At 42.0% G+C, this 23032-nt stretch carries 19 protein-coding genes and 1 pseudogene; 4 read left to right on the top strand and 16 right to left on the bottom strand.

Annotation, left to right across the window (positions count from 1 at the left end):
- Positions 1–49: 49 nt before the first annotated feature.
- The 7 genes and pseudogenes from H8704_RS04625 to H8704_RS04655 all read right to left on the bottom strand — a co-directional run.
- Positions 50–670, bottom strand: coding sequence for an HD domain-containing protein (locus H8704_RS04625; protein WP_022465029.1), 621 nt, complete (start codon positions 668–670; stop codon positions 50–52).
- Between the two features lie 19 nt (positions 671–689).
- Positions 690–1595, bottom strand: coding sequence for a cysteine synthase A (gene cysK / locus H8704_RS04630; protein ID WP_249297508.1), 906 nt, complete (start codon positions 1593–1595; stop codon positions 690–692).
- Between the two features lie 108 nt (positions 1596–1703).
- Positions 1704–2576 (bottom strand): methylenetetrahydrofolate reductase [NAD(P)H], encoded by an 873-nt coding sequence (gene metF, locus H8704_RS04635; protein ID WP_022465031.1) that lies wholly within the window; start codon positions 2574–2576, stop codon positions 1704–1706.
- A 230-nt stretch (positions 2577–2806) separates the two neighbouring features.
- A complete protein-coding gene (locus H8704_RS04640) occupies positions 2807–3754 on the bottom strand; it encodes a DegV family protein (RefSeq protein ID WP_249297509.1) in 948 nt (315 codons plus the stop codon).
- 81 nt (positions 3755–3835) lie between these two features.
- Positions 3836–4054, bottom strand: coding sequence for a hypothetical protein (locus tag H8704_RS04645; protein ID WP_249297510.1), 219 nt, complete (start codon positions 4052–4054; stop codon positions 3836–3838).
- 163 nt (positions 4055–4217) lie between these two features.
- Positions 4218–6812, bottom strand: a complete 2595-nt coding sequence (locus H8704_RS04650; RefSeq protein ID WP_249297511.1) for a cation-translocating P-type ATPase — start codon at positions 6810–6812, stop codon at positions 4218–4220.
- A 267-nt stretch (positions 6813–7079) separates the two neighbouring features.
- Positions 7080–7289: pseudogene (locus H8704_RS04655) on the bottom strand (MATE family efflux transporter); the annotation flags it as partial.
- Positions 7290–7563: 274 nt separating this feature from the next.
- On the opposite strand from H8704_RS04655, the gene H8704_RS04660 reads away from it, so the two are divergent.
- Positions 7564–8811, top strand: a complete 1248-nt coding sequence (locus H8704_RS04660; protein WP_283241934.1) for an AGE family epimerase/isomerase — start codon at positions 7564–7566, stop codon at positions 8809–8811.
- A 3-nt stretch (positions 8812–8814) separates the two neighbouring features.
- On the opposite strand, the gene H8704_RS04665 is transcribed toward H8704_RS04660, so the two are convergent.
- Together H8704_RS04665 and H8704_RS04670 are read right to left on the bottom strand one after the other, a co-directional pair.
- A complete protein-coding gene (locus H8704_RS04665; protein ID WP_249297512.1) occupies positions 8815–9081 on the bottom strand; it encodes a hypothetical protein in 267 nt (88 codons plus the stop codon).
- Between the two features lie 110 nt (positions 9082–9191).
- On the bottom strand, positions 9192–10862 hold the full coding sequence (locus H8704_RS04670) for a methyl-accepting chemotaxis protein (RefSeq protein WP_249297513.1): 1671 nt from the start codon (positions 10860–10862) through the stop codon (positions 9192–9194).
- A gap of 551 nt (positions 10863–11413) precedes the next feature.
- On the opposite strand from H8704_RS04670, the gene H8704_RS04675 reads away from it, so the two are divergent.
- Positions 11414–12613, top strand: a complete 1200-nt coding sequence (locus H8704_RS04675; protein ID WP_249297514.1) for a helix-turn-helix transcriptional regulator — start codon at positions 11414–11416, stop codon at positions 12611–12613.
- Positions 12614–12655: 42 nt separating this feature from the next.
- Here the strand turns inward: H8704_RS04675 and H8704_RS04680 are convergent, their stop codons facing one another.
- The 4 genes from H8704_RS04680 to H8704_RS04695 form a co-directional block, all read right to left on the bottom strand.
- Positions 12656–14272: a family 43 glycosylhydrolase gene (locus H8704_RS04680; RefSeq protein WP_249297515.1), complete on the bottom strand. Its 1617-nt coding sequence runs from the start codon at positions 14270–14272 to the stop codon at positions 12656–12658.
- A 72-nt stretch (positions 14273–14344) separates the two neighbouring features.
- On the bottom strand, positions 14345–15334 hold the full coding sequence (locus H8704_RS04685; protein WP_283241935.1) for an aldo/keto reductase: 990 nt from the start codon (positions 15332–15334) through the stop codon (positions 14345–14347).
- A 90-nt stretch (positions 15335–15424) separates the two neighbouring features.
- Positions 15425–16129, bottom strand: a complete 705-nt coding sequence (locus tag H8704_RS04690) for a 5'-methylthioadenosine/adenosylhomocysteine nucleosidase (RefSeq protein ID WP_182439723.1) — start codon at positions 16127–16129, stop codon at positions 15425–15427.
- A 14-nt stretch (positions 16130–16143) separates the two neighbouring features.
- The gene (locus H8704_RS04695) at positions 16144–16623 is read right to left on the bottom strand and encodes an S-ribosylhomocysteine lyase (RefSeq protein WP_249297516.1); all 480 of its coding nucleotides are present in this window, start codon (positions 16621–16623) and stop codon (positions 16144–16146) included.
- Between the two features lie 281 nt (positions 16624–16904).
- Here H8704_RS04695 and H8704_RS04700 point away from each other — a divergent pair, with 281 nt between their 5' ends.
- Together H8704_RS04700 and H8704_RS04705 are read left to right on the top strand one after the other, a co-directional pair.
- Complete coding sequence (locus tag H8704_RS04700; protein WP_249297517.1) at positions 16905–19259, top strand: fibronectin type III domain-containing protein; 2355 nt, start codon at positions 16905–16907, stop codon at positions 19257–19259.
- Positions 19260–19281: 22 nt separating this feature from the next.
- Complete coding sequence (locus H8704_RS04705; RefSeq protein WP_249297518.1) at positions 19282–21492, top strand: fibronectin type III domain-containing protein; 2211 nt, start codon at positions 19282–19284, stop codon at positions 21490–21492.
- 75 nt (positions 21493–21567) lie between these two features.
- Here H8704_RS04705 and H8704_RS04710 read toward each other — a convergent pair whose 3' ends face one another.
- Genes H8704_RS04710 through H8704_RS04720 form a run of 3 tightly spaced genes read right to left on the bottom strand, consistent with a single transcriptional unit; the run spans position 21568 to position 22897 of the window.
- On the bottom strand, positions 21568–21840 hold the full coding sequence (locus H8704_RS04710) for a DUF1294 domain-containing protein (protein WP_249297519.1): 273 nt from the start codon (positions 21838–21840) through the stop codon (positions 21568–21570).
- Between the two features lie 47 nt (positions 21841–21887).
- The gene (locus H8704_RS04715; RefSeq protein ID WP_249297520.1) at positions 21888–22421 is read right to left on the bottom strand and encodes a phosphatase PAP2 family protein; all 534 of its coding nucleotides are present in this window, start codon (positions 22419–22421) and stop codon (positions 21888–21890) included.
- Positions 22422–22480: 59 nt separating this feature from the next.
- Positions 22481–22897, bottom strand: coding sequence for a hypothetical protein (locus tag H8704_RS04720; protein WP_249297521.1), 417 nt, complete (start codon positions 22895–22897; stop codon positions 22481–22483).
- Positions 22898–23032 lie beyond the last annotated feature (135 nt).

The raw sequence follows: 23032 nt of genomic DNA on the forward strand, positions 1-23032 counted from the left end.
AAACCGGATGGTTCATAAGAAATCATCCGGTTTTTATATTGCGTTTATGTTATTTATTCTGTTCGTTTAAAGGGACATCTTCCACGATCCGTCCCTTTTCCAGATTCGGCTGCAGGAAGTTTTCTTTGGCATATTCCCATAATACTTCGGAACCTTTGGCTGTGTTTTTGTTGCGGCCAAGGATCTGGCTGAGACGGATTCCTCTGTCTGCCCAGCTTTTGCCATCGGTCGCAGCATTAAGCATCATTGGCTGCAGATTGTCCATGGTTCTGGCAAAACGGGATTCCGGCGTGTTTTCTGCCTCAAACTCCTCCCAGATTTCACGGAATTTCTTTCCCTGATCCTCCGGAAGCATCTGAAATAAACGATCTGCCGCAACAAGCTCACGTCTTTTCTGTGTTTTTTTGCCCTCTTCATCATAGGCATAAGTATCTCCGGCATAAATTTCCACCAGATCATGGATCAACAGCATAGTCATGGTTCGGAGAACATCAATCTCTTCATTGGCGTATTCGCTGAGAAGCACCGTCATTACAGCCATATGCCAGGCGTGTTCTGCGTCATTTTCCTTGCGTGTGGCACCGGTCAGCCAGGTCTGCCGCCCAATAAACTTTTCTTTATCAATTTCCCGGCAGAATGCAATCTGCTGTTCTAATCGTTTTTCGTCCATTTTATTCACTTCCTGTTCTTTATCCTAATAATCCGGTACTAAAGTAACGTTCCATGCGGTCAGCCAGAACTGTGGCGATCACTTTGTCAGAGCCATATCTGGCGGCCATCTGTTTGCATGCCCAGATATTTGCTCCGGAGGAGGTGCCACATAACAGCCCCTGTATTTTCGCGAGCTCTCTGGTGGTCCGGATCGCATCCTCATCGGACACCTCTACCACCTCGTCGATCAGTGACGTATCCAGAACAGCAGGAATAAAGCCATCTCCGATTCCCTGAATCTGATGGATCCCCGGCTTATCTCCATGAAGTGCGGAGACATTTTGGGGTTCCACTGCGACGATCTTGATATCAGGATTTTGATCTTTCAGATAACGCCCGATCCCCTGCAGGGTGCCGGCACTGCCAAGCCCCCCTACAAAAATATCGACTTTGCCATTCAGCTCATTGTAAATTTCCGGTGCCGTGGTCCGATAATGGATATCCGGATTTGCGGGATTCTCAAATTGCTGGGGCATAAATCCCTGATCTCCCAGCCCGGCCAGAAGACGTTCGGCTTCCTTTACAGAACCACCAATGCTTTCCTTCGCCGGTGTCAGTACCAGCTCTGCTCCGAGACATTGAATGATCTTCTTTCGTTCCTCACTCATATTTTCCGGCATTACAATGATCACACGGTAGCCTTTTCGGACACCGACAAGAGCAAGACCTATGCCGGTGTTGCCGGAGGTTGGCTCGATGATCGTCATGCCTGGCTTTAATTTACCGTCTTTTTCAGCCTGTTCAACCATATTTTGGGCAACACGGTCTTTAATACTGCCCCCCGGATTTAAAAATTCTGCTTTTGCATAAATCGGAAGTCCTGTGGACTCTTTTAAGCATATCATCGGGGTATTCCCAATGCACTCAATAATATTATGAATCATTTTTCCCTCTTTTCCGGGCAGTGTTTATGGATCATATGGTTCATCCTGTCTTGCCGCTGCCACACATTGTGTTTGATATATTTTATGCAGTTAAGAAGAATCCTTTCCTTAACCAATAATTTCCGAAAGATTATTCTGGATGCCGGCAGCCACCTCCGGATCATTCATGGTATACACATGAATATGTTTGACACCGTTGGCGATCAGATCAATAATCTGGTCTGTGGCATAAGCGATTCCTGCCTGCTTCATTTTGGCAGGCTCATCCCCGAACCAGTCTACGATGGATTTAAAACGTGCCGGAACACAGCTTCCGGATAACTGGATACTGCGGGCTACCTGATTTTTTCTGGTGATCGGCATGATTCCGGCGATGATTGGAACCAGAATACCTGCCTCACGAAGACGATACAGATAATTATAAAAGATGGAATTATCAAAAAACATCTGTGTGGTCAAAAATTCACAGCCGGCATCCACCTTTTCCTTAATATGAAGGATATCCTCTGCTTTGGAAGAAGCTTCCGGGTGCCCTTCTGGATAACATGCTCCACCGATGCACATATCCGGTGCAAGACGTTTAATCTCACGTACAAGCTCAGCAGCATAGTGAAACTGATCCGGCAAAGGAAAATCCGCTTCTTTTGGAATGTCTCCCCGCAGAGCCAGAATATTTTCAATACCGGCGTCCCTCATCAGACCAATCTGGTTTTCAACGGTCTCTCGGGTGGAGGAAAGACAGGTCAGATGTGCGATGGAATTGACACCGTATGAATCCTTAATGTCCTGTGCAATCTGAATTGTGTATTTACTGTTTTTACCACCGGCAGCACCGTATGTAACACTCATAAAATCGGGCTTTAAAGCAGCAATTTCACGGACAGCTTCGTTTACTTTTTCAACTGCAGTAGTCGTTTTAGGTGGAAATACTTCCATAGACAGTGTGATTTTATCTGACTGTAATACATCTGTGATTTTCATATATTTTACCTCATTCTATCTCATATTTATAATACGTTTTTTTCTTCAAACAACTTATTTTAACATAATTTTTCCGAAATCTCAAATATCCGGCTTCCTGTCCTATAGGGGAAAAATATATTGGTTAATACTCCAATAAAAATCGCTGATATGGAATACAAAGATATCTCGTATTCCATATCAGCGACACATACAACAAAATTTTGTTAAATAATATATTATCTCATATCTTAGGCTGTATATCTTTTCAGGCTTTCCTCCTCGGACAGTCCGGCTTCGGCGCATGCCTCATACTTTTTCATAACACCTACTCCAAGGGCATATGGTCCGGTGTGCACACAGATCGTAGCACCAATCTGGACAATTCGTGATTCCTCTTTGCCGCCCATTTCCCGAAGCATTTCATCAATCATCGTTTTAAATTGATATCCTTCCTCTTCATCATAGCCAAAGCCTACCGAAAAGATATAATCCTGTGGGTTTTCATGATTTTCTTCAAAATAAAGCTTTGTGAGCTCAATAACCTTTGCCATGGACTTCTTGCGGCTGCGGGCAACACCGGAGGAATCAATAGCCCCATCCTTTAATGTGATCATCGGTTTCAGACGAAGCATGGTACCTGCCATACCAGCAAGCTTGCCAATCCTGCCGCCATGCTGCAGATAGGTAAGATCTCCCACGGTAAAGAAAATACGTCCGCGGTCCATCATTTCTCCCTTGAGTACGGCTACAGTCTTTTCATAGGAATATCCGGCATCCCGCATCTTTGCGGCTTCAATTGCATAAATTCCCTGAGACACTGTAGCCTCCAGAGAATTGATCACAGTAATCTGCGCCTCCGGGTAATCCTCCAAAATGATCTCTCTTGCGTTGCAGGCAGAATTATACGCACCGCTCAGAGTATTGGTGATGGTCATACAGATGATCGCACGTCCTTCTTTTACATGAGGCAGAAAAGCATCTGCAAAATTCTGAACGGACGGAAGAGACGTCTTTGGATAGACATCAGGTTCCTTTACCATGCGTTCATAAACATCGCGAATATCAATCTCATCAATCTCCTTCTGATAGTTCTCTCCATCAAAAGATACATAAAAAGGTACTACCTGAATATTGTATTTCTCTCTTAATTCTAACGTCAGGTCACATGATCCGTCACTGATAATCTGAAAATCCATAATCATCCCTCATACTTTCAAAAAAGGTTTTTTTGTCTTTACCACACAGTTTATACGCTCTGCACTATGTAGTAACAATAACTACATTGTAACATAACAAAAACCTCTGTCAATATTATTTACAAATAAATCAGGGATAATTCTTAAAAATTTAAAAATTATCCCTGATAAAAAGTATTCAAAGGAAGAATCTGCATTATTATAAAATTTTGCTTCTGTTTTCACCGGATAATGCTCTCCTTTTTCATCAGTAGTATAAATCATATCGAGAGAGAGTCCATGTTTTTTGAATTCCTTCACAGACTCCTCAGGAATATATGCATTGGTACGTCCGGTATACCGGCGATCGTCCCCGGAAAGCGGTATTTTTCCAGTACGCGAACAGCACTCCGGGCATTAGATCCCCTTCTGTTTTTTCAAATATAATATCCCTCTATTGTAAAAAAAATGTAAAACCAACCGGTTATCTCTCTTTGATACGTTTGTAAATCTGGATCAATATGGTAGGAATCACTGCCATGGAAAACATCAATCCATACAATGTTGAAAACATCGGTGCCACTTCAAAAATGCCATGGAGGGCCGGGATTACCAGTACGGTACCAAGCAGCAGAACACCGATGCAGAATGCACCCAGACTGTACCAGTTGCGCCGGAAACCGAGTTCAAAAATAGAGTGTTTGCTGCGGCAATTGAAGCCGTGAAATAATCGGGCCAGTGATAACGTGGAAAATGCCATTGTCATTGCTGTGGCGTGATTGATAGTGAATCCGACATGATATGCAAATATAGTGAAAAGACCGATCAAAAACCCCTGTACCAGAATCTGGAGACAGAATCCCTTGGTCAGGATACCTTCTTTTGGATCACGCGGTTTAACGGCCAGCAGATCATCTTCCGGCGGTTCCATTCCAATCGCCAGCGCCGGAAGGGAATCCGTCAGAAGATTGATAAACAACAAATGAACCGGCTGAAACGGTATCTCCAATCCACGCAGTGAAGTATACAGTACCACAAGGATTCCGGCCATATTGCCGGATAATAAAAATCCGATGGCATTTTTGATATTGCGATAAACATTTCTTCCGTTTGCTACTGCTTTAATGATCGTTGCAAAATTGTCATCTCCGAGGATCATGGATGCTGCATCCTTTGATACCTCTGTTCCGGTTATACCCATAGCAACGCCGATATCTGCTTTTTTCAAGGCAGGCGCATCATTGACACCATCTCCTGTCATTGAAACGATCTGTCCTTTCTTTTGCCAGGCTTCTACGATGCGGATCTTATTTTCCGGAGATACCCTGGCATATACCGAGATATGTTCGATCTGTGCATCCAGTTCCTGATCACTCATTTGATCCAGTTCCAGACCTGTGACGGTCTGATCTCCCTTTCGGTAGATACCGATCTGCTTTGCAATGGCAGTGGCCGTTACACTGTGATCGCCTGTGATCATAATTGGTTTAATTCCCGCACGGATCGCATCCCGGACCGCCTTTACAGATTCTTCTCTCGGGGGATCCATCATAGAAATAAGACCTAAAAAGATAAAATCCTTTTCGGATTCTGTGGTTAAATGTTCCTGCCTGCCTGCTTCACGGTATGCAAATGCCAGTACCCGCAGACCATTTTCAGAAAACTGCTGGTTCTGTTTTTGGATTTGTTCCCGATCGGCTTCCATAAATGGACGGACACCATCTGCTGTCTGGATTTCTGTGATTCGTTCCAGCATAACATCCAAAGCACCCTTAGTAAAAATAATGTCTTTCTGATCAATCTGATACCGGGAGCTCATCAGTTTACGGGTAGAATCAAATGACAGTTCTTCGATACGGGGATATTTTTCACGAATCGGTATGTAATCCAGCCCGGAATCAGACAGCATATTTAAAAGAGCTGTTTCGGTAGGATCTCCAATACATTGTCCCTCTGCCAGATCGGAATCGTTATTCAAGATTGCATTCAAAAGCAGATATTTTTGAACAGGCTCCTGTAATGTCAGTTCTGCTGGAGTGATCGGTCTGCCTCCCGCATAGATCTTTCGCACGGTCATTTTATTCTGGGTCAGAGTCCCTGTTTTGTCCGAACAGATCACGGATACGCAACCGAGGGTTTCTACCGCTTTCAGGTCTTTGATAATGGCATTCTCCTTTGCCATTTTCTGGGTTCCCATAGCCTGAACGATGGTTACAATAGATCCCAGTGCCTCAGGAATTGCAGCTACAGCGAGGGCTACTGCAAATAACAGAGAGTCTAAAAGACCGGTACCACGAATAATACTAAGTCCGAATACAAGAACACATATGATCATAATGCCGGTTGCCAGCTTACGGCTGAACTGATCCAGACTCACCTGCAGTGGTGTTTTTTTCTCCCCGGAATCATTCATCAGCCGGGCGATTTTTCCCATTTCCGTATCCATTCCGGTTTCTGTTACCACGACAAGGGCTCTTCCGTAAGTGACGAGACTGCCGGAATACACCATATTGATACGGTCTCCCAACGTAAGATCTTCCTTTAAAATAATGTCTGACTTATCCACATTGGTGGATTCTCCCGTCAGAGCGCTTTCATTGACCTGAAGCGAATAATTATGCAGAATACGGCCATCTGCAGCAACCATATCTCCTGCCTCCAGAGAAAGAATATCTCCCGGAACGATATCTCTGGAATCAATTTCAATCCGGACATGATCCCGATAGACCTTTGCGCTGGGTGAGGAAAGATTTTTCAGGCTTTCCAGAGACTTTCTTGCTTTGCTGTACTGTACGGTGCCGAGAATGGCATTTAAGATCAGTACTACAATGATAACGGCTGTGCTTTCCGGATTACCGGAAAGGGCTGAGATAACCGCTGCAATGATCAAAATGATCACCAGAAGATCCAAAAACTGTTCGCCAAATACCTGCAGAATACTTTTCTTTTTGCCCTCCTCCAGAATATTGGGGCCGTATTGTTTTAGTCTCTTTGCTGCCTCTGCGCCGGATATTCCCTCCCCGGACGTTTCTTTTGTTTTCATTACCTGTGCTTGTGACATCTGGTACCAGTTTTTCATACAACTTCCTCCATTTTTATCAATTTCTTAAAATAAAATGTACTAAAAAAGACTTTCCATGCAGAATAAAACCTATCAAATGTTTTATTCTGCACGAAAAGTCTCATAACCGAACAATTGATTCCGTACGGCATGCATCACCAGGTACGAAGTACCGAGATTGTTGACGATACATTAAAATTACTCCCCTTTAATGCGGAACGTGTCATTTTATTAAAAGTAAGGCTATTATAAATGCGAATCCTCGCCCTGTCAAGGTGTTTTTTCCATACTCAGTCCAAGAAAAACAGAAGTTAAAAATGTCATTAGTGTATATACGGAACCTACCGCTGCCAAGGCATTTTTGCCAAGGACACGCCCAACGATCAACGTATCTGCAATATTATAAAACTGCTGGAGCAGATTTCCAGCCATCATAGGAAGGGCAAAAAAGAAAAGAGACTTTGAAATACTGCCTCTTGTCAGATCATAATACATATTTATCACCTATAATCATAAAATAATCGATTCAGAAAAATGTTCTCTGCAACCGCGCATTCCTCCTGCACTGGTCTAATATAAATAAAACAGAGATGCCGGTTATACAATAAACTTTTCAGATGAAAATTTCTATTGCACTCTTCCCAGAACAGAGAACGGTTTCATTATAGTACAAATTATAAAAAAATCAATATCTATTGAGATTTTGCCACAGGAAACGTATAATGAAGGACAGGACAAGAACGGTCAACGCTCAGAAATGAGGATTTATATGACAATACAACCAAAATATCAGATTGATACAAAAGAAAATAAACAATTTCTGGAAAACGCCCGAAAGGAGCTGTTATCCTTTGGACATCATTTTCCGTCCCCGGAGGGAAGTTCCTATTATCTTGGAGACGACGGAACACCGTGGAAGGACCGGAATCGTGAGACCTGGATCACAAGCCGTATGGCACATGTCTACTCTCTGGGCTTCTTTTTGGGACATGATGGAAGTAAAGAGCTTGCTGCCGCTGCAATTCACGGACTTCGTACCGAGCTTCACGATAAGAAAAACGGCGGATGGTATGCCGGACTGATGGCAGACGGTGAAATTGTTCCTACGAAGCAGTGTTATGCCCATGCCTTTGTAATCCTGGCGGCTTCTTCCGGTGTGCTGGCAGGAATCGAAGGGGCGAAGGAGCTTTTGGATGAGGCACTTGCCCTTTATGATCTGCGTTTCTGGAATGAATCCGAGGGACTTTCCTGTGATACCTGGAATACGGAATTTACGAAATTGGATGATTACCGCGGACTCAATGCAAATATGCATACGGTAGAAGCATTTCTGGCTGCGGCTGATGTCACCGGCAAGGAAGCATACCGGATCCGCGCCGGACGGATCATTGATCATGTGCTTACCTGGGCGCAGAACAATCAATGGCGTATTCCGGAACACTTTCACAAAGACTGGACTCCGGATCTGGAGTGTAACAAGAACCATCCGGATGACCCTTTTAAGCCGTATGGTGCTACTCCGGGGCATGGAATTGAGTGGGCCCGGCTGATCACGCAGTGGACCCTGTCCACATATAAGGACAGTACGGCTGCCGGAGCTGCACCGTATATATCTGCAGCAAAGGCGTTATATCAGCGAGCCGTTACCGATGCCTGGAACGTCGATGGCGCACCGGGACTGGTATATACGACCGACTGGAATGGCACGCCTGTCGTTCATGACAGAATGCACTGGACGCTGGCGGAAGCAATCAATACCTCTTCCGTTCTCTGGCATATCACCGGAGAGGAATGCTACGCAAAGGATTACGCTTCCTTTATGCAGTATCTGGATGAAGTCGTATGGGATCATGATACCGGCTCCTGGTTTCATCAGCTTGATCAGAATAATCAGCTGCTTGGTACAGTATGGCCCGGAAAATCCGATCTCTACCATGCAGTCCAGGCAACACTGATCCCGTTATATACGCCGGCTCTTTCTATTGCTCCGGCTGTAAAGTACGGGAAAAAATTATAATTTTTATGACTTGGAATCCCAGTATGGTTTCTGGTCTTTATGCGAAAAGCCCTTGAGAGTTTCCTGATAAGACGCCAGTTTTGTCTCGTATTCTTTCCGGGCTTTTTCTTTTAATCTGCCCTCGTTGGTCAGTTCGGAGAGTCTCTGCTCCAAAAGATTTAAAGCTTCATGAGCTGCGTCCTTATAATTGTTGGACAGGTTGGAATCAATCTCTGCCATAATATTTTCTAATTCTTTATTTTTACCAATATCTTTAATAAAATCAAACATAGGTTTCTCCTTCTAATTGTAAAAAATTAAGATCACATTGATGAAATAAATCTCTGTGATCTTAATTTTAAAATAGTGCAGATAAATTTGCAATAATATAATTTTGTTTTCTAACGGCTGATAGAGAACCGTTCCATGATCTGCTGAATAGAAATAGCATTTTGCTCGTTTGTGTGAGCAATGTCTACCAGACTTTCAGAGGTTTGCTTTGTTTGCTCTACCTTGCTTAAAATATCATCTGTATGTACCTCAAGTCCTTCCGGATTACTTTGGACAGTATCAATCTGACAACGAATATCAGAAACAGCTTTAACAAATTCATCAGAGCAGTCATTCATTTCTTTGATAATATTTTGAATTTGAATGATAGATCCGTCGTATTCATTTGTTGCACTGACAAACTGTTCAAATTGCGTTTTCACATCATTTTCTAAAAATTGAATGACATTATCAAAGCATTCCTCTACCAACGTGATATTATGTTTTGTTTCTTCACAAATATCCTGAATAGCGGTAGCTGTCTGACGGGATACATCTGCCAGATTACCAATTTCTCCCGCCACAATACTAAAACCACGTCCAGCCTCTCCTGCTCTGGCAGCCTCAATAGAGGCATTTAGTGAAAGCAAATTTGTCTGATTTGTAATATCAAGAATCTGTTTTGCCATATCGTCAATTTGAGTTAATGACTGCAGCCGGATGATTGCCTGTCGGATTTCCTCATGATTTTCTGCAATTTTTGCACTGGTTGTCTCTAGAGACTTACTTGCAATTGCACGCATTTCAGACACTTGTTCCATAAGTTCATGGCTTTGAGCATTTCCACGTTGAATTTTACTTTCTACCTGTTCAACTACGTCGTTGATTTCTGCAATTCCTTCGTCTACCTGTGCCACGGTTTGATTAATCTGTTCTGCATGCTCTGCAAAATGTTCTGTAACCACTGCATTTTCTCCCACACACCGAATCAATACACCTGAGGAGTCAGTCATTTCTTCAGCAGAAGCGGACATGGATTCGGAACATTGTCCCAGTTTTTGAATGATATCCTCAAAGGAATTACTGAGAGAATCCAGGGCAGTTGCAATCTGACCAATTTCACTCTTTTTATTGATATATTTGCGTAAACGTGGATTTTTTTGAATCTTTAATTCCTTTAATTCCAGTAACGAAGAGGTTACTTCTGCTAACGGCTTTGTACTGATGTGAATGAAAAACCAGGACAGAACTGCGATAATAGCACAAACAAGAAGACAAATATTGCGTAATTCTTTCATGATCTTGTAAACATCAGAATAAAGATCATTTTCTTTTACATTAGATATGACTGCCCAATCATGCTCTGCGTTATACTGATAAGACATAACATAAGAAATTCCTTTTTTATTTTTGTAGTTAAGAATACCTGTTGTATCTTTATTATTAGCATTGATTTTTTTAATTACCTTTTGCATTCCTACATCTTCGACAGCTTTAGTAATCAGAGATTTGTCTTTATTAAAAATATACATTCCTGATGTTACATTAATCATAGAATATTCTGTATTTGTTTTATCTGTTTTCTCAATTTTCTGTAACAGACTTTCCAATTTTTTGCAAAACGGCCCCCCTCCGACATAGCCAAGAATAGATGTGCCATCTGTATCAAAAACGGGACAATACATAGATAATGTCAGCTTCTGCGAAGCGGGAGAAATGATAATACCTGCATCATAAAGTCCCTTTGCAGAGGTCATAGCATCCTGTAACTGTTTTAATGAATCTCCCTTTCGTGTTGTCATTCCCACAACCTTGGGATTGGAATGAGTCACAACATGTGCGTTCCATTTACCAACATAAAGACCTTCCCAATTATCCAGTCCTTTATAATAGCTTTCTGTATATTGCTGTGCTTTTTGCTGCTTTTCCTTATTGCTGATATCCTTCAGATAATCAGCAATAACAGGACTGACACTAAACTCCCGGAGCAGATCTTCCTGATGAGCCACATACTCCCCGATCAGAGTGGTTTGCGAATTTAAGGATGATTTCATACTACTTTGCGCCGATGTTTTCATCAGAGATGTCATACCTGACTGCGTTGTTGCGTATAAAAGAGTAATACTTAAAATGGTAAGTATTGTGATTACGCTAGTCAAAGCAGTTTTCATTTTTAGATTCTTAATCATATATTTGCCTCCAAACAAAAATAAATAATCTAATGATTATAAAATTTTATCATTAATTATTAGATTTTGTCTTTCAAAATAGTGCCATATATTATATAATAATGACATCGGCAACATTTATTATATTTTAAATAATATAACTCTACTAAATTTGGGAGGATAATATGTCTCAAAAATATCAACAGGATCTGACTGTTTTTTTTCAGGCAACACACATACCTTTTTGCATTTTTGATAATACACCACAGGATATATTTCGCTATCCTTTGTATTCGGACCAAAAGTGTTCCAGACATACATTGAAGCAATGTGTGGAAAGATTATCAAACTGTGATTTTCATCAACCTGTTATTATTACATTTTCTTCCTGTATGCTGGCGTTAATCGCATTGGATGAACAAACCAATATTATATTTGGTCCGATTACTTCTGTTCCACTGACTTATCATCAGTTTTATGGTATAAACACCCTTATTGAGGATTTGGATGATCTTCTACACTTGTATAAAATTATTCAATGCAGTCCTATGATGACTCTGGCTCAATTTGCAAGCAGTGTTTCTTTGTTTATAAAGCTCGTTTTTCAGGAAGAAATTTCAACAAAAATGATGATTTATGATAACCATGAGCAGGAAAATAAAATTCCAAAGAATACAGATCGATCACAGCAGGATAAATCTGAAATGTCCATAAGTACACTTTCTACTGTTATTTCCTTTCAAAAAAGTGTGCTTCAAGATATTAAAACCGGAAATTGTCAGGGGATTGAGGAGGCATTTGAAAGCGGAATGCAAATTATCTGCAATAATATAACATTTACATCGTCGGAAGATGTTCAAAGTTTTTTTTATTTTCATGCATTAATCTGTTGTATTGTTATCATAGAACATTATGGGGAACTAAAGAACGTTTACGATGTATTTAAATCCTATACCTCTATGCTGTCTTCCATACGATCAATTTCAGATATGATTGAAATGTGCCGAAAAATTTCTTTAGAATATTGCAAACTTGTGTTATCACGACAGAAAAACAGCTCAAAATCGTCTATCGTAACAAATTCTCTACAATATATTCAGGAACATATTCAGACCAAAATGTCTATTGATGACATTGCACATTATTGCAAAGTGAGTAAACGAACTGTAATGCGTCATTTTTCAAAATATTATGATATGTCTGTATCAGAATATGTTATGAAAGTAAAATTAGAAAAAGGTGCATTTTTACTGGAACATTCCAATATGACTTTTGCTGAAATCAGCAATCAATTAGCTTTTTCTTCACAAAGTCATTTTTCAACTGCATTTAAAAAACGGTACCACTGTACACCTCAGCAGTACCGGAATAAACAATTGCGATAGAGATTAAGCAGATAGCAATATAATGATGCAGTTTTATTAACTTTATGAATCAAATAAAATATTTATCAATTGAATGGAGTGATTGCCGTGATATACAAAATATAACGCAGACTCGCCATCCGGTATCTCTGCATTTCCCCAAAATTCCGTCCACTCCTCTGCATTTTCATCCAATGAAATCTCTCCTACCGGATCGCCTGTTTCTGTCAGACGAATCTCCAGAACCGGTTGCTCAGAGGGCATTCCCGGTCTGCGGATCTGATGATGTCTGTCCGCTTTTTCGGTCACACGTTCATCCAGGCGAAGGGGTCCCTTATATTGGACTTTGTTATCTTCGGTTTCGATCCGTGCCATCACTCCGATCCGGGTAACATTCCGGAAGGAAAAATACTTATAGCCGATCAGGGTTCCCTCGCTGATTTCCGCAATGAAACGCTCCTCTCCCTGATGTGTGACATTAGGAAAGGAAATCTGAAAAATGCTGTTGGAGCCGTGAGGCATATTGCCATTGGTAAGATTGCAGGCAATCACGGAAGGATAGCTGCCCTCTGCCCGCAATGAACCCTGATTCAGACCACAGCTTGTAATCTCTACCTGGGGAATCTGTCCATCCGGAGTAAAGGTGATCCGTTCGGCACACGCCTGACGGCTGTAGTCCGATTTATGGGTCAGACGATGGTAAAAGACATACCAGCTTCCGTTGATCTGTTCGATACTGCCATGGGTTGTACCGGTCATATTTAGTTTATCTGCTTCAGCGCGGCCGTTCATGCCGATATCTCCGTTGGACACAATGGTGCCGCCGAAGGTAAAATCATGGTCCGGATAGTTGCTGACCGCATAACAAAGTTCATGGTTTAGCATAGAAGAATAAATAAAATAATACTTCTCTCCCACTTTTCTCATAGAGCTGGCCTCAAAGAAAGGATGTTCTTCAAAGGAAGTCCCTTTTACCTTATACGGGATCAAATGCTTTGCCGGAGCTTTCAGTGTCTGCATATCCTCTTCCAGCTCCATCACAACCGGTCCCATAATACTTCCCTGCTTTGCCTTAGATAAAATTTCCTCTCTGGATCGGTGAAACATATCCATTTCTGAACGGATATAATCCTCATTTTCATAGAAATCCTTTCGTTCCTCAAAGTCATATTGTGTGCCGCTGTATAAGTAGATTCTGCCATTGTCATTTAACACGGCGGGATCAAAACAGATATGTTCATTATAAGGTGTTCCATCAGGATTGCGAACATAGCCCAGATATTCGTAAGAGCCGGCCGGTGAATCGCAGACAGCGACCTGAATCGGTCCCCAGTAGCCGCCCTGTCCATAATCCCCGGACATACAATAGTAAAGATAGAATCTGCCGTCATTTCCCTGCACCACATCCGGAGCATACATATAATGACGACATTCATAATCGGGATCCTGACCGGCATGATAGATCACGCCCTCTCTGCGCCAGTGAGCCAGATCAGAAACCGGTGCCGAATACACTGTATAATCCAGCATACAAAAGGTCTCACCGCCCTCCTTATCATGGGAACCGAACAAATATACCCGGTCTCCAAAGACGTGAGGTTCTCCGTCCGGAATATATTCCTCTAACGGGAGAAATGGATTATATACCTGATCCTGTGGTTTTATAAACATATGATTCATAACGTGTCCTCTTTTCCGTACAGTAATCTGTTTTTGTATTTTAATATGCTGTTTCAGGTGTAACACGGACTCTTACAGCAAAGCTCTGATTTCTGCCAGCTCATCCTCTGAAAAGTCGAGATTCTTCAGACAGGCGGTATTGGTCCGAATCTGCTCCGGACTGCTGGCTCCGACTAAAACAGTAGTGACCGCTTTATTGGACAGACACCATGCCAGAGCCATCTCCGATAAAGTCTGCCCTCTCTTTGATGCGATATCATTGAGGCAGTTTAGTTTTACCACCAGTTCTTCGCTTAACTGATCACCAAGCCATGTATTACCCTTGCCGATCCGGGAATCCTTTGGAATCCCATGCAAATAACGATCTGTCAGAAATCCCTGGGATAAAGGTGAAAATACAGCCAGACCAATGCCATTTTCAAAGGCATAATCATCAAGCCCGTCCTCTTCAATCCAGCGGTTTAACATGGAATAAGACGGCTGATTGATAATAAAAGGAGTTTTCAGCTCGGTAAGAAGCTGCTGCATTTTTGCTGTCTGTTCCCGATTGTAATTGGAAATACCCACATACAGAGCCTTTCCCTGACGCACTACCTGATCCAGTGCCGATGCAGTTTCCTCTAACGGCGTATCCGGATCATAAACGTGGTGATAGAAAATATCCACATAATCCAATTTCATACGTTTTAAACTCTGATCCAGAGATGCGATCAGATACTTTCTGGAACCGTTACGGTCCCCAAAGGGTCCATCCCACATTTCATAACCGGCTTTGGTAGAAATACACATTTCATCCCGAAACGGACGCATACCACGGTCCAGAATTCTGCCAAAGTTTTCCTCCGCACTGCCGTTATAGGGATTGCCATAATTATTTGCAAGATCAAAATGATTGATGCCAAGGTCAAATGCCGTATGAACCATTTCTTCCATATTGGCAAAGTCTGACTGGTATCCGAAATTCTGCCAGAAACCCAATGAGATTTTTGGCAGTCTCAAACCGCTTTTACCACAGTGGGTGTAAATCATTTTTTCATATCTGTTTTCGTCCGGTGTGTACATAATTATCCTCATTTCTGTTTTTAACAAAGAAGCCGAGAGAAATCGGTACAAGCAAAGTCTCTCTTCTTTTTTGAAATTTATTTTTCTGCTTTATTCCTGATACGTCTTTACAAATTCTGCCACAAGCTTTGCACAATGATATGCTGCCTGTTTTTCAAAGGTTGGATAATCCATTTGTGCAGAATGATCTGCCTTATCTGAAATGGCGCGGATAATAACAAACGGCAGGTTATTAAGATACGCTGCCTGAGCGATCGCTGCGCCCTCCATCTCGGCACAGTCCCCATGAAAGGTGTCGATCAGATGTTTTCTGACGGCCTGCTCTGCAATAAACTGATCACCGCTGACCACCAGTCCTTCCATTACCTGAATATCCTGATTAACTCTTTCGCAGGATGCAATCGCTCCCTGCTTCATTTTGTCGTCTGCCGGGAAGGAAAGCGTGTCCAGACCGGGAACCTGTCCCGGAGCATATCCCAGGGGTTCTACATTCATGTCATGCTGCAATGCCGCATTGGAAATTAAAATATCTCCGATATCCAGCTTGTCATTTAAGCCGCCGGCCACTCCGGTATTGATCACATGAGTGACTTCAAAAAGATCATGTAAGATCTGTACGCACATTGCGGCATTTACCTTTCCTACACCACACTGTACCACAACTACGGATGTCTGTTCCAGCATTCCGTCGAAAAACTTCATCCCGGCCACTTCCCGGCAGGTCACTTGTGTCAGCTCCTGCTTTAATGTGGCCACCTCCAGTTCCATGGCTCCAATAATTCCTATTTTCACGATATTTCCCCTTTCTTTTAGTCCGGATAAACAAGTCTGCTGTCATCAATATGATATAATACCTGATCCAGATATTTCTTTGCGAGATAATTTGCCATCCCCAGATTCATATCCAGATAATTACCACAGTCCTTCGGACTTGCTCCCGGCACTTCATCCTTAAAATCGCGGATAAACTCAAACATCTCAATCATTAAAGGAACGATATCCTTTGAAGCATAATCTCCTGCTAACAGAAGGTAGAAGCCTGTCCGGCATCCCATAGGACCGAAATAAATCGTTTTATCCCCGTAAACAGCGTGATTTCTCAAAAAGGTAGCTGCCAGATGCTCTATGGTATGCATCTCTGCCGTATTCATAACCGGTTCCTCATTTGGAGAAGTCATGCGCAGATCAAAAGTTGTAATAATCTGGTCTCCCACCGGGTCCTTGCGGGAAACGTAAACACCCTGCTGCAATTTTATATGATCAATAGTAAAGCTTGTTATTTTTTTCATAATAATAGTTCCTTTCATAAATGTAATTTATTGCCCCATTCCTATTTAAACCGGCAAGTATATCCATAGTATATACTTGCCGGCTTGATTGTGCAATCCTATTCTGATTTTTAACCAGCAAAGGAGATATGCCGTTCACGCCATATATGAACCGTTCGCGCAAAAAATCGCATTTTTCACAGTTATCCTATACAATATATTGTAAGAAACTATATTTTCTGGGATGAAAAGTTTCAATACAATAATGCAATTCGAAAATCATATAGAAAGAAGGGAATCTTATGAAAAAACAATCCAAAATACTTAGTATTTTGCTGGCAGCAAGCCTGACTTTTGGAAGTATCTCACTGCCATCCGATCCGCCCTCACCGGCATCCGGAGCATCTGATCCGGTTCAAACGGACTCCATTACAATAACACCGGACCCGTCTCTTGCTCCTGCAGATGCCCGCAAGGATCTGGCGAACATATTCTTTCAGACACATTCACAGGGAGGAACGGCTACAGACAATATATCAAAAAATAATTATGCTGTATATGGCCAGGCAGTCAATTCTTTTATTGAGGAAGAGAAGGATGGCAGTTTCTTACGAATTGAGCATATTGACTCTGCGATTATTGTAGAAAAGTATGATCCGGAGTTAAAAAAAGCGGAACCTGTCACAAAGCTTACGCTTCCACTCCCGAAATATGGTGGCTATTTTACGGGGGCAAACGCCCGTTATCTGGTTTGTGGTCAGGATAATCCGAATGACTCCGATGAAAAAGAGGTTGTTCGTATTATCAAATACGATAACGACTGGAACGAGCTGAATCACCTTTCAATCTATGGTTCTAATACATATGAGCCCTTCGAGGCAGGAAGTCTTCAGATGACAGAAATGAACGGAACTCTTTATATTCACGCCTGTCACACTATGTATGCAACAGACAAAGGGGTACATCATCAGGCCAATATGAGCTTTGCCGTAAACGAAGAAACCATGGAGCTTATCACAAAGAATACTACTGTATCCGCCGGGCACGGATATGTCAGTCACTCCTTCTGCCAGCGTATTGCACAGGACGGAACGGATATTTATCTGCTGGATCACGGTGATGCATATCCCCGGAGTATTTATCTGCAAAAGATTGATGCAAAACTGAAAAAAGTATCAAACGCCCTGGATATTATAGCGTTTGACGGAGCAACAGGGAACAATAATACGGGAGGATCCATCGGTGGTGTAGAGGTGATCGGTGACAATATATTTACTGCCGGTAACTGCACAGAGCAATTTGGGGAATTATATAATCCTTCCACGTATCGTCGGAATCTCTGGGTATCTGTAGTAGATAAAAATATGGAGACATCACAGAAGCTTATCTGGCTGACAGAGCATGAAAATACCGGAAATTGGAATGCAAGAACACCGTATCTGATCCCGGCATCCGACGGTAGCTGTTATGTGATGTGGGAGGATGTAAATGAAGAAAAGGAACAGCTTGGAACCACCGGTGGATTTTTTCGTTATAATTTAATATACGGTCTTACTAAAATTGCCAAGATTAAGCCGGATGGCACAATTGACGGAAACATTCATTCTATTTATGGCAGATTATCTGACTGCAAGCCTGTGATCACCTCCGATCAGAAGCTGGTATGGTATACAACGGAGAACAATTCTCCTTTGTTTTATACCCTTGACCTGAATCAGTTAGATTCCTATGAATTTAATGGTTTTGCAGATATCCGCAAATGTACGGTCACGTTAGCATCCGATTCCTATACTTACGACAGCAATGTAAAGCCGGGAGCAGCCTCCGGACCAGCTATCGTAAGTATTTCCTATGGCGATTACCAGTTACAAAAAGGCATCGATTATGATATGTACTATAGTAATAACTCCAAGGCGGGAACCGGTTATGTGAATATCACACCAAAAGGAATTTTCGCAGATCCTACGGAGACAACTCACGAAAAACTAAGAATTCCATTCCAGGTAATCTATCCTGCAGATACTCCGGAACCAACTTTAGAACCGACTTTGAGTCCCACTTTGAAGCCAACTTCAAAACCAGCATCAGAGCCGTCAACGACACCAACTTCCCCGGAAACACCGACACCGGAAAAAACACCATATCAGGAGCCATCATGGTTTCAATCACCGTCTCCGGGAGTAACACAGACACCATTCCATGAGCAGCCGACTGTTTCACAAAAACCATCGGTTTCCAAAAGTCCGTCTGCCACTCCGGGAACCGCTGCAACCCAAAAGCCGTCTGTCAAAACGACAACAGCTCCAACAAAGACAGCTATTCCATCTAAGAATCACAACCAAAATAGGACTGCATCCCAGACGAAACCGTCTAAAGTAAAAAATGTCAAGGTCAGCAATCTGACAGGACAGAAACTACAGATCACCTGGATGCTGCAATCAGATGTAAACGGCTATCAGATACAATATGCACAGAACAAAAAATTTACCAAGAATAAAAAGACTTCTTCTGCCAGACGGTATCGTCCGTATAAGATCATTTCCGGTCTCTCAAAAAATAAAACGTATTATATCCGTATACGTTCCTATCGCCGGCAGGATTTCGGAAAACTGTATGGAAAATGGAGTAAAACTGTAAAGTGTAAGATTAAAAAATAAATACCAGAAAGAAGGGATTTCATTGAAAAAAATAAAAATATTAAGTATTCTGCTGGCATCAAGCCTGACTCTGGGAAGCGGTCTTCTGCCATCGTATTCTCCTTTGATGGCGGCAGAAAAGGATCAGACCCAGACAGCACCAATTACAGTTACACCAGATCCGGCACTTGGTGCGGCCGATACCCAAAAGGATCTGCCCCAGCGATTCTTTCAGACGCAGTCGGAAGGAGGAACCGTATCCCAAAATATATCTAAAAATAATTATAAGACATGGGGAAATGCGGTGAATTCTTTTATAGAAGAAAATGAGGATGGCAGTTTCCTGCGGATTGAACAGATAGATTCTGAGCTTATTGTAGAAAAATATGACTCAGACTTTAAAAAGGCAGAATTAGTTACAAAGGTGTCTCTTCCCCTTCCAATCTATGGTGGTTATTTCACCGGAGAAAATGCCCGTTTTCTGGTTTGTGGCGAGAGCAATCCGGAAGAATCTAATGAAAAAGAGGTTGTTCGTATTATCAAATATGATAATAACTGGAATGAGCTGGATCATGTTTCTGTTTATGGTGCCAACACATATAAGCCTTTTAGATCAGGAATTCTCCAGATGACAGAAATGAACGGGATCCTTTATATTACCGGATGTCATACCATGTATGCAACAGATGATGGGGTACATCATCAGGCAAGTATGAATTTTGCAGTAAATGAAGAAAATATGGAGCTGATCACACAAAACACAGAAATAGGTTGCCATGGTTTTGTCAGCCACTCTTTTCGCCAGTGTATTGCACAGGACGGAACAGACATTTATCTGTTTGATCATGGCGATGCAAATCCACGTTCTGCCTATCTGCAAAAAATTGATGCGAAGCTGAAAAAGGTCTCTAAGGATTTGCACGTTTTTAAATTTGACGGAAAAATAGGAGCCAATGAAACAGGAGTATCCATCGGAGGTATCGAGATTGTCGGTGATAATATATTTACTGCCGGCAACAGTGTCGAACAATTTGGCGAAGTATATGATCCGTCCACATACAAACGGAATCTCTGGGTATCCGTTATAGATAAAAAGATGGAAAATCAGATATTTGTCTGGTTAACAGACCATGAAAATCTTGGCGAATGGAGTGCAAGAACTCCATATCTGATCCCGGCACCGGATGGCAGCTGCTATGTAATGTGGGAGGATGTGGTTGAGATTCCAAAAAGCATCAATGGAATTTATTATTACGATGTAAAACAATTTTTTACGAAAATCGCAAAGGTTAAGCCGGATGGAACAATAGATGGTGAGATTCATACCATTTACGGCAGATTATCTGACTGTAAGCCGATCGTCACCTCTGATCAGAAGCTGGTATGGTACACAACAGAAAAGGCTTCTCCACTCTTCTATTCCCTTGACCTGAATCAGCTTTCCCCTTATGAATTTACAGGCTATGGTAACATTGAAAAGTGCAGCGTTACGATATCTGCTGTTTCCTACAATTTTTATGATCCGAGTGATAATAAAACCCATACAGGTCCGGAGGTCTTATCAGTTAATTATGGTGATCTGAAATTAACAGAAGGTGTTGATTATAATGTGTCATATAGTGACAATGTAGATATGGGTACCGGATATATACAGATTACCGGTAAAGGATTTTTTAAGGATCCGGCCACAGATGCAGCGGATAAAATACTTCGTATACCATATCAGATAAAATATCCAACGGAACCAGAAGATACCGAGGAACCAACAGGTACTCCATATCAGGAACCATCATGGTTGGTTACCGGCACTCCTGCCACCACCAGAAAGCCATCAGCGACAAAGAAGCCGGAAACCTCATTATCTCCTGCTGCTACCCAGAAACCGGCTGCCCCGACAGCACCGAAAAAGACATCATATCCAAAAAGAACTGCCAAGCCAGCCTCTTCCTCTGCTCCTGTGGCACCGGAAAAGCTGACAAATATCAGCCTTGTTAATCTCAAAGGAAAGAAAATGATGATCACCTGGACGAAGCAGGATAACATATCCGGTTATCAGCTCCAGTACGCAATGAATAAGAAATTTACTCTAAAAAAGAAAACTCTTTCCTGCAGCAAATACCGCTCCATGAAATTAGTATCCGGCTTAAAGAAAAATAAAACCTATTATGTCCGGATGCGTGCTTACGTTCAAACGGACAGCGGTAATTTATACGGTAAATGGAGCAAAAAGATGAAATGTAAGATCAGGAAATAAAAAGAGTGGTATCACCAAAGAACAACAGAGGAGAAAAAGGGTCTGTACAATAATATGTACAGACCCTCTTCTGCTTTATGCATATAAAAAATAAATCACGGCGGCTGCAGCGATCACTTCCAGAATAAAAATCGACGGCACACCAATATAAAACTTCGGCTTGTATGTCTTATGATGAAAAAAGTGCATACCGCCATAAGCACCGAAAACGCCAAAAACAGCGGCAAGCATTAAGGTATGCTCCGGTATACGCCAACGATGATGAGAGGCCTTCCACTTATCCAGGCCATAAATAAGAAATACAATCCCGTTGATCAGGAGATACAGAATAATCCATTGGTAGTCCATATCGCAGTCTCCTTACATATCAGTTTTAGTAAATAACAATTATATCCTTATTTTACCTGCTTTTTTTCCATATGTAAACCTTTTGCCAGACGGTATGCCATATAACCGCACAGACAGCCGAGCAGGGCGCCGCCCAGAATATCCGTCGGGTAATGAACATACAGATACATTCTGGAAAATGCAATCAGCACTGCCGGAATCAGGGCAAGCTTCCAAAGAAGCTTTTCTCCTGAGAAATAAAGGGCAGCTACTGCTGCAAAAGAGACCGCTGTATGTCCGGATGGAAAAGAATAATCTTTTGGTCTGGCGATCAAAAGCTGTATGGCAGTATTGACATCACATGGGCGGACACGGCAAAACAAATGCTTTAACAGTCCATTGCATAAAAGTACCTCCAGTCCGATAGCGATAAAAAGGATCAGGCCGGCTCTGACCTTAGACGGTTTTAATAGAAGTAAAAGCCCCAGCGACAACCAGAAGACACCACCGTTACCAAGACGGGTGATGCCACACATAATGGTATCCAGAGCCGGTGTATGTATGGTCTGGATTGCATTTAACAGATCTAATTCGATACCCATAATAATCTCCTTCTTTCTTTTCCTCAGTATAACACAAAACCTCCCTTCTTTTGAGTATCCTATATTTTATTTTTCTGACGGTCGGTCACATATAACATTCCCGGAAGCACCAGAAATACACTGATCCTCGGCACCGTGTCGTTAATATCCTCTTCTTTGATCGTAATGGTATATAATGCCGTTTTGTCTTTATAATACTCTTCTACTGTTTCGGTATCCAGCATAGACAGTGGCATATCCATGGGGTTCTGGTCGTCAAGCCATGTCACTTCTCCCACGCCTTTGTCTCCGGTAAATTCCTCGTGCATTTTATCCAGAGATACGGTAGAAAGTGACTCCGGTGGCAGATAATCATTCATATCATAATTAACAGATACCTCCTGTCTTCCCACAGCTCCTGCCAGTGCTACGATAATAAACAAGACAATGATGGGAATTCGAAGACGGATCACCTGTTCAAAAAATTTCTCTTTCACAATATCACCTCACAAAATAAAGGAAACATTATCATAAAAGCGGAACGGGAAGATCACATGTTTTTCTTAAATTTTTATAAGCTGATGCATAAGCGTAACCAATAATATGATCCTCCTTCTGTGCCACCAGATAAG

The sequence above is a fragment of the Jutongia huaianensis genome, from assembly GCF_014384985.1.
GTDB classification, from domain to species: Bacteria; Bacillota; Clostridia; order Lachnospirales; family Lachnospiraceae; genus Jutongia; species Jutongia huaianensis.

Excerpts from the sequence above, each read along its gene's own strand:
- H8704_RS04625 (WP_022465029.1), bottom strand. The coding sequence starts at position 670 with ATGGACGAAAAACGATTAGAACAGCAGATTGCATTCTGCCGGGAAATT.
- cysK (WP_249297508.1), bottom strand. The coding sequence starts at position 1,595 with ATGATTCATAATATTATTGAGTGCATTGGGAATACCCCGATGATATGC.
- metF (WP_022465031.1), bottom strand. The coding sequence starts at position 2,576 with ATGAAAATCACAGATGTATTACAGTCAGATAAAATCACACTGTCTATG.
- H8704_RS04640 (WP_249297509.1), bottom strand. The coding sequence starts at position 3,754 with ATGGATTTTCAGATTATCAGTGACGGATCATGTGACCTGACGTTAGAA.
- H8704_RS04650 (WP_249297511.1), bottom strand. The coding sequence starts at position 6,812 with ATGAAAAACTGGTACCAGATGTCACAAGCACAGGTAATGAAAACAAAA.
- H8704_RS04660 (WP_283241934.1), top strand. The coding sequence starts at position 7,564 with ATGACAATACAACCAAAATATCAGATTGATACAAAAGAAAATAAACAA.
- H8704_RS04665 (WP_249297512.1), bottom strand. The coding sequence starts at position 9,081 with ATGTTTGATTTTATTAAAGATATTGGTAAAAATAAAGAATTAGAAAAT.
- H8704_RS04670 (WP_249297513.1), bottom strand. The coding sequence starts at position 10,862 with ATGACAACACGAAAGGGAGATTCATTAAAACAGTTACAGGATGCTATG.
- H8704_RS04675 (WP_249297514.1), top strand. The coding sequence starts at position 11,414 with ATGTCTCAAAAATATCAACAGGATCTGACTGTTTTTTTTCAGGCAACA.
- H8704_RS04680 (WP_249297515.1), bottom strand. The coding sequence starts at position 14,272 with ATGAATCATATGTTTATAAAACCACAGGATCAGGTATATAATCCATTT.
- H8704_RS04685 (WP_283241935.1), bottom strand. The coding sequence starts at position 15,334 with ATGTACACACCGGACGAAAACAGATATGAAAAAATGATTTACACCCAC.
- H8704_RS04695 (WP_249297516.1), bottom strand. The coding sequence starts at position 16,623 with ATGAAAAAAATAACAAGCTTTACTATTGATCATATAAAATTGCAGCAG.
- H8704_RS04700 (WP_249297517.1), top strand. The coding sequence starts at position 16,905 with ATGAAAAAACAATCCAAAATACTTAGTATTTTGCTGGCAGCAAGCCTG.
- H8704_RS04710 (WP_249297519.1), bottom strand. The coding sequence starts at position 21,840 with ATGGACTACCAATGGATTATTCTGTATCTCCTGATCAACGGGATTGTA.
- H8704_RS04715 (WP_249297520.1), bottom strand. The coding sequence starts at position 22,421 with ATGGGTATCGAATTAGATCTGTTAAATGCAATCCAGACCATACATACA.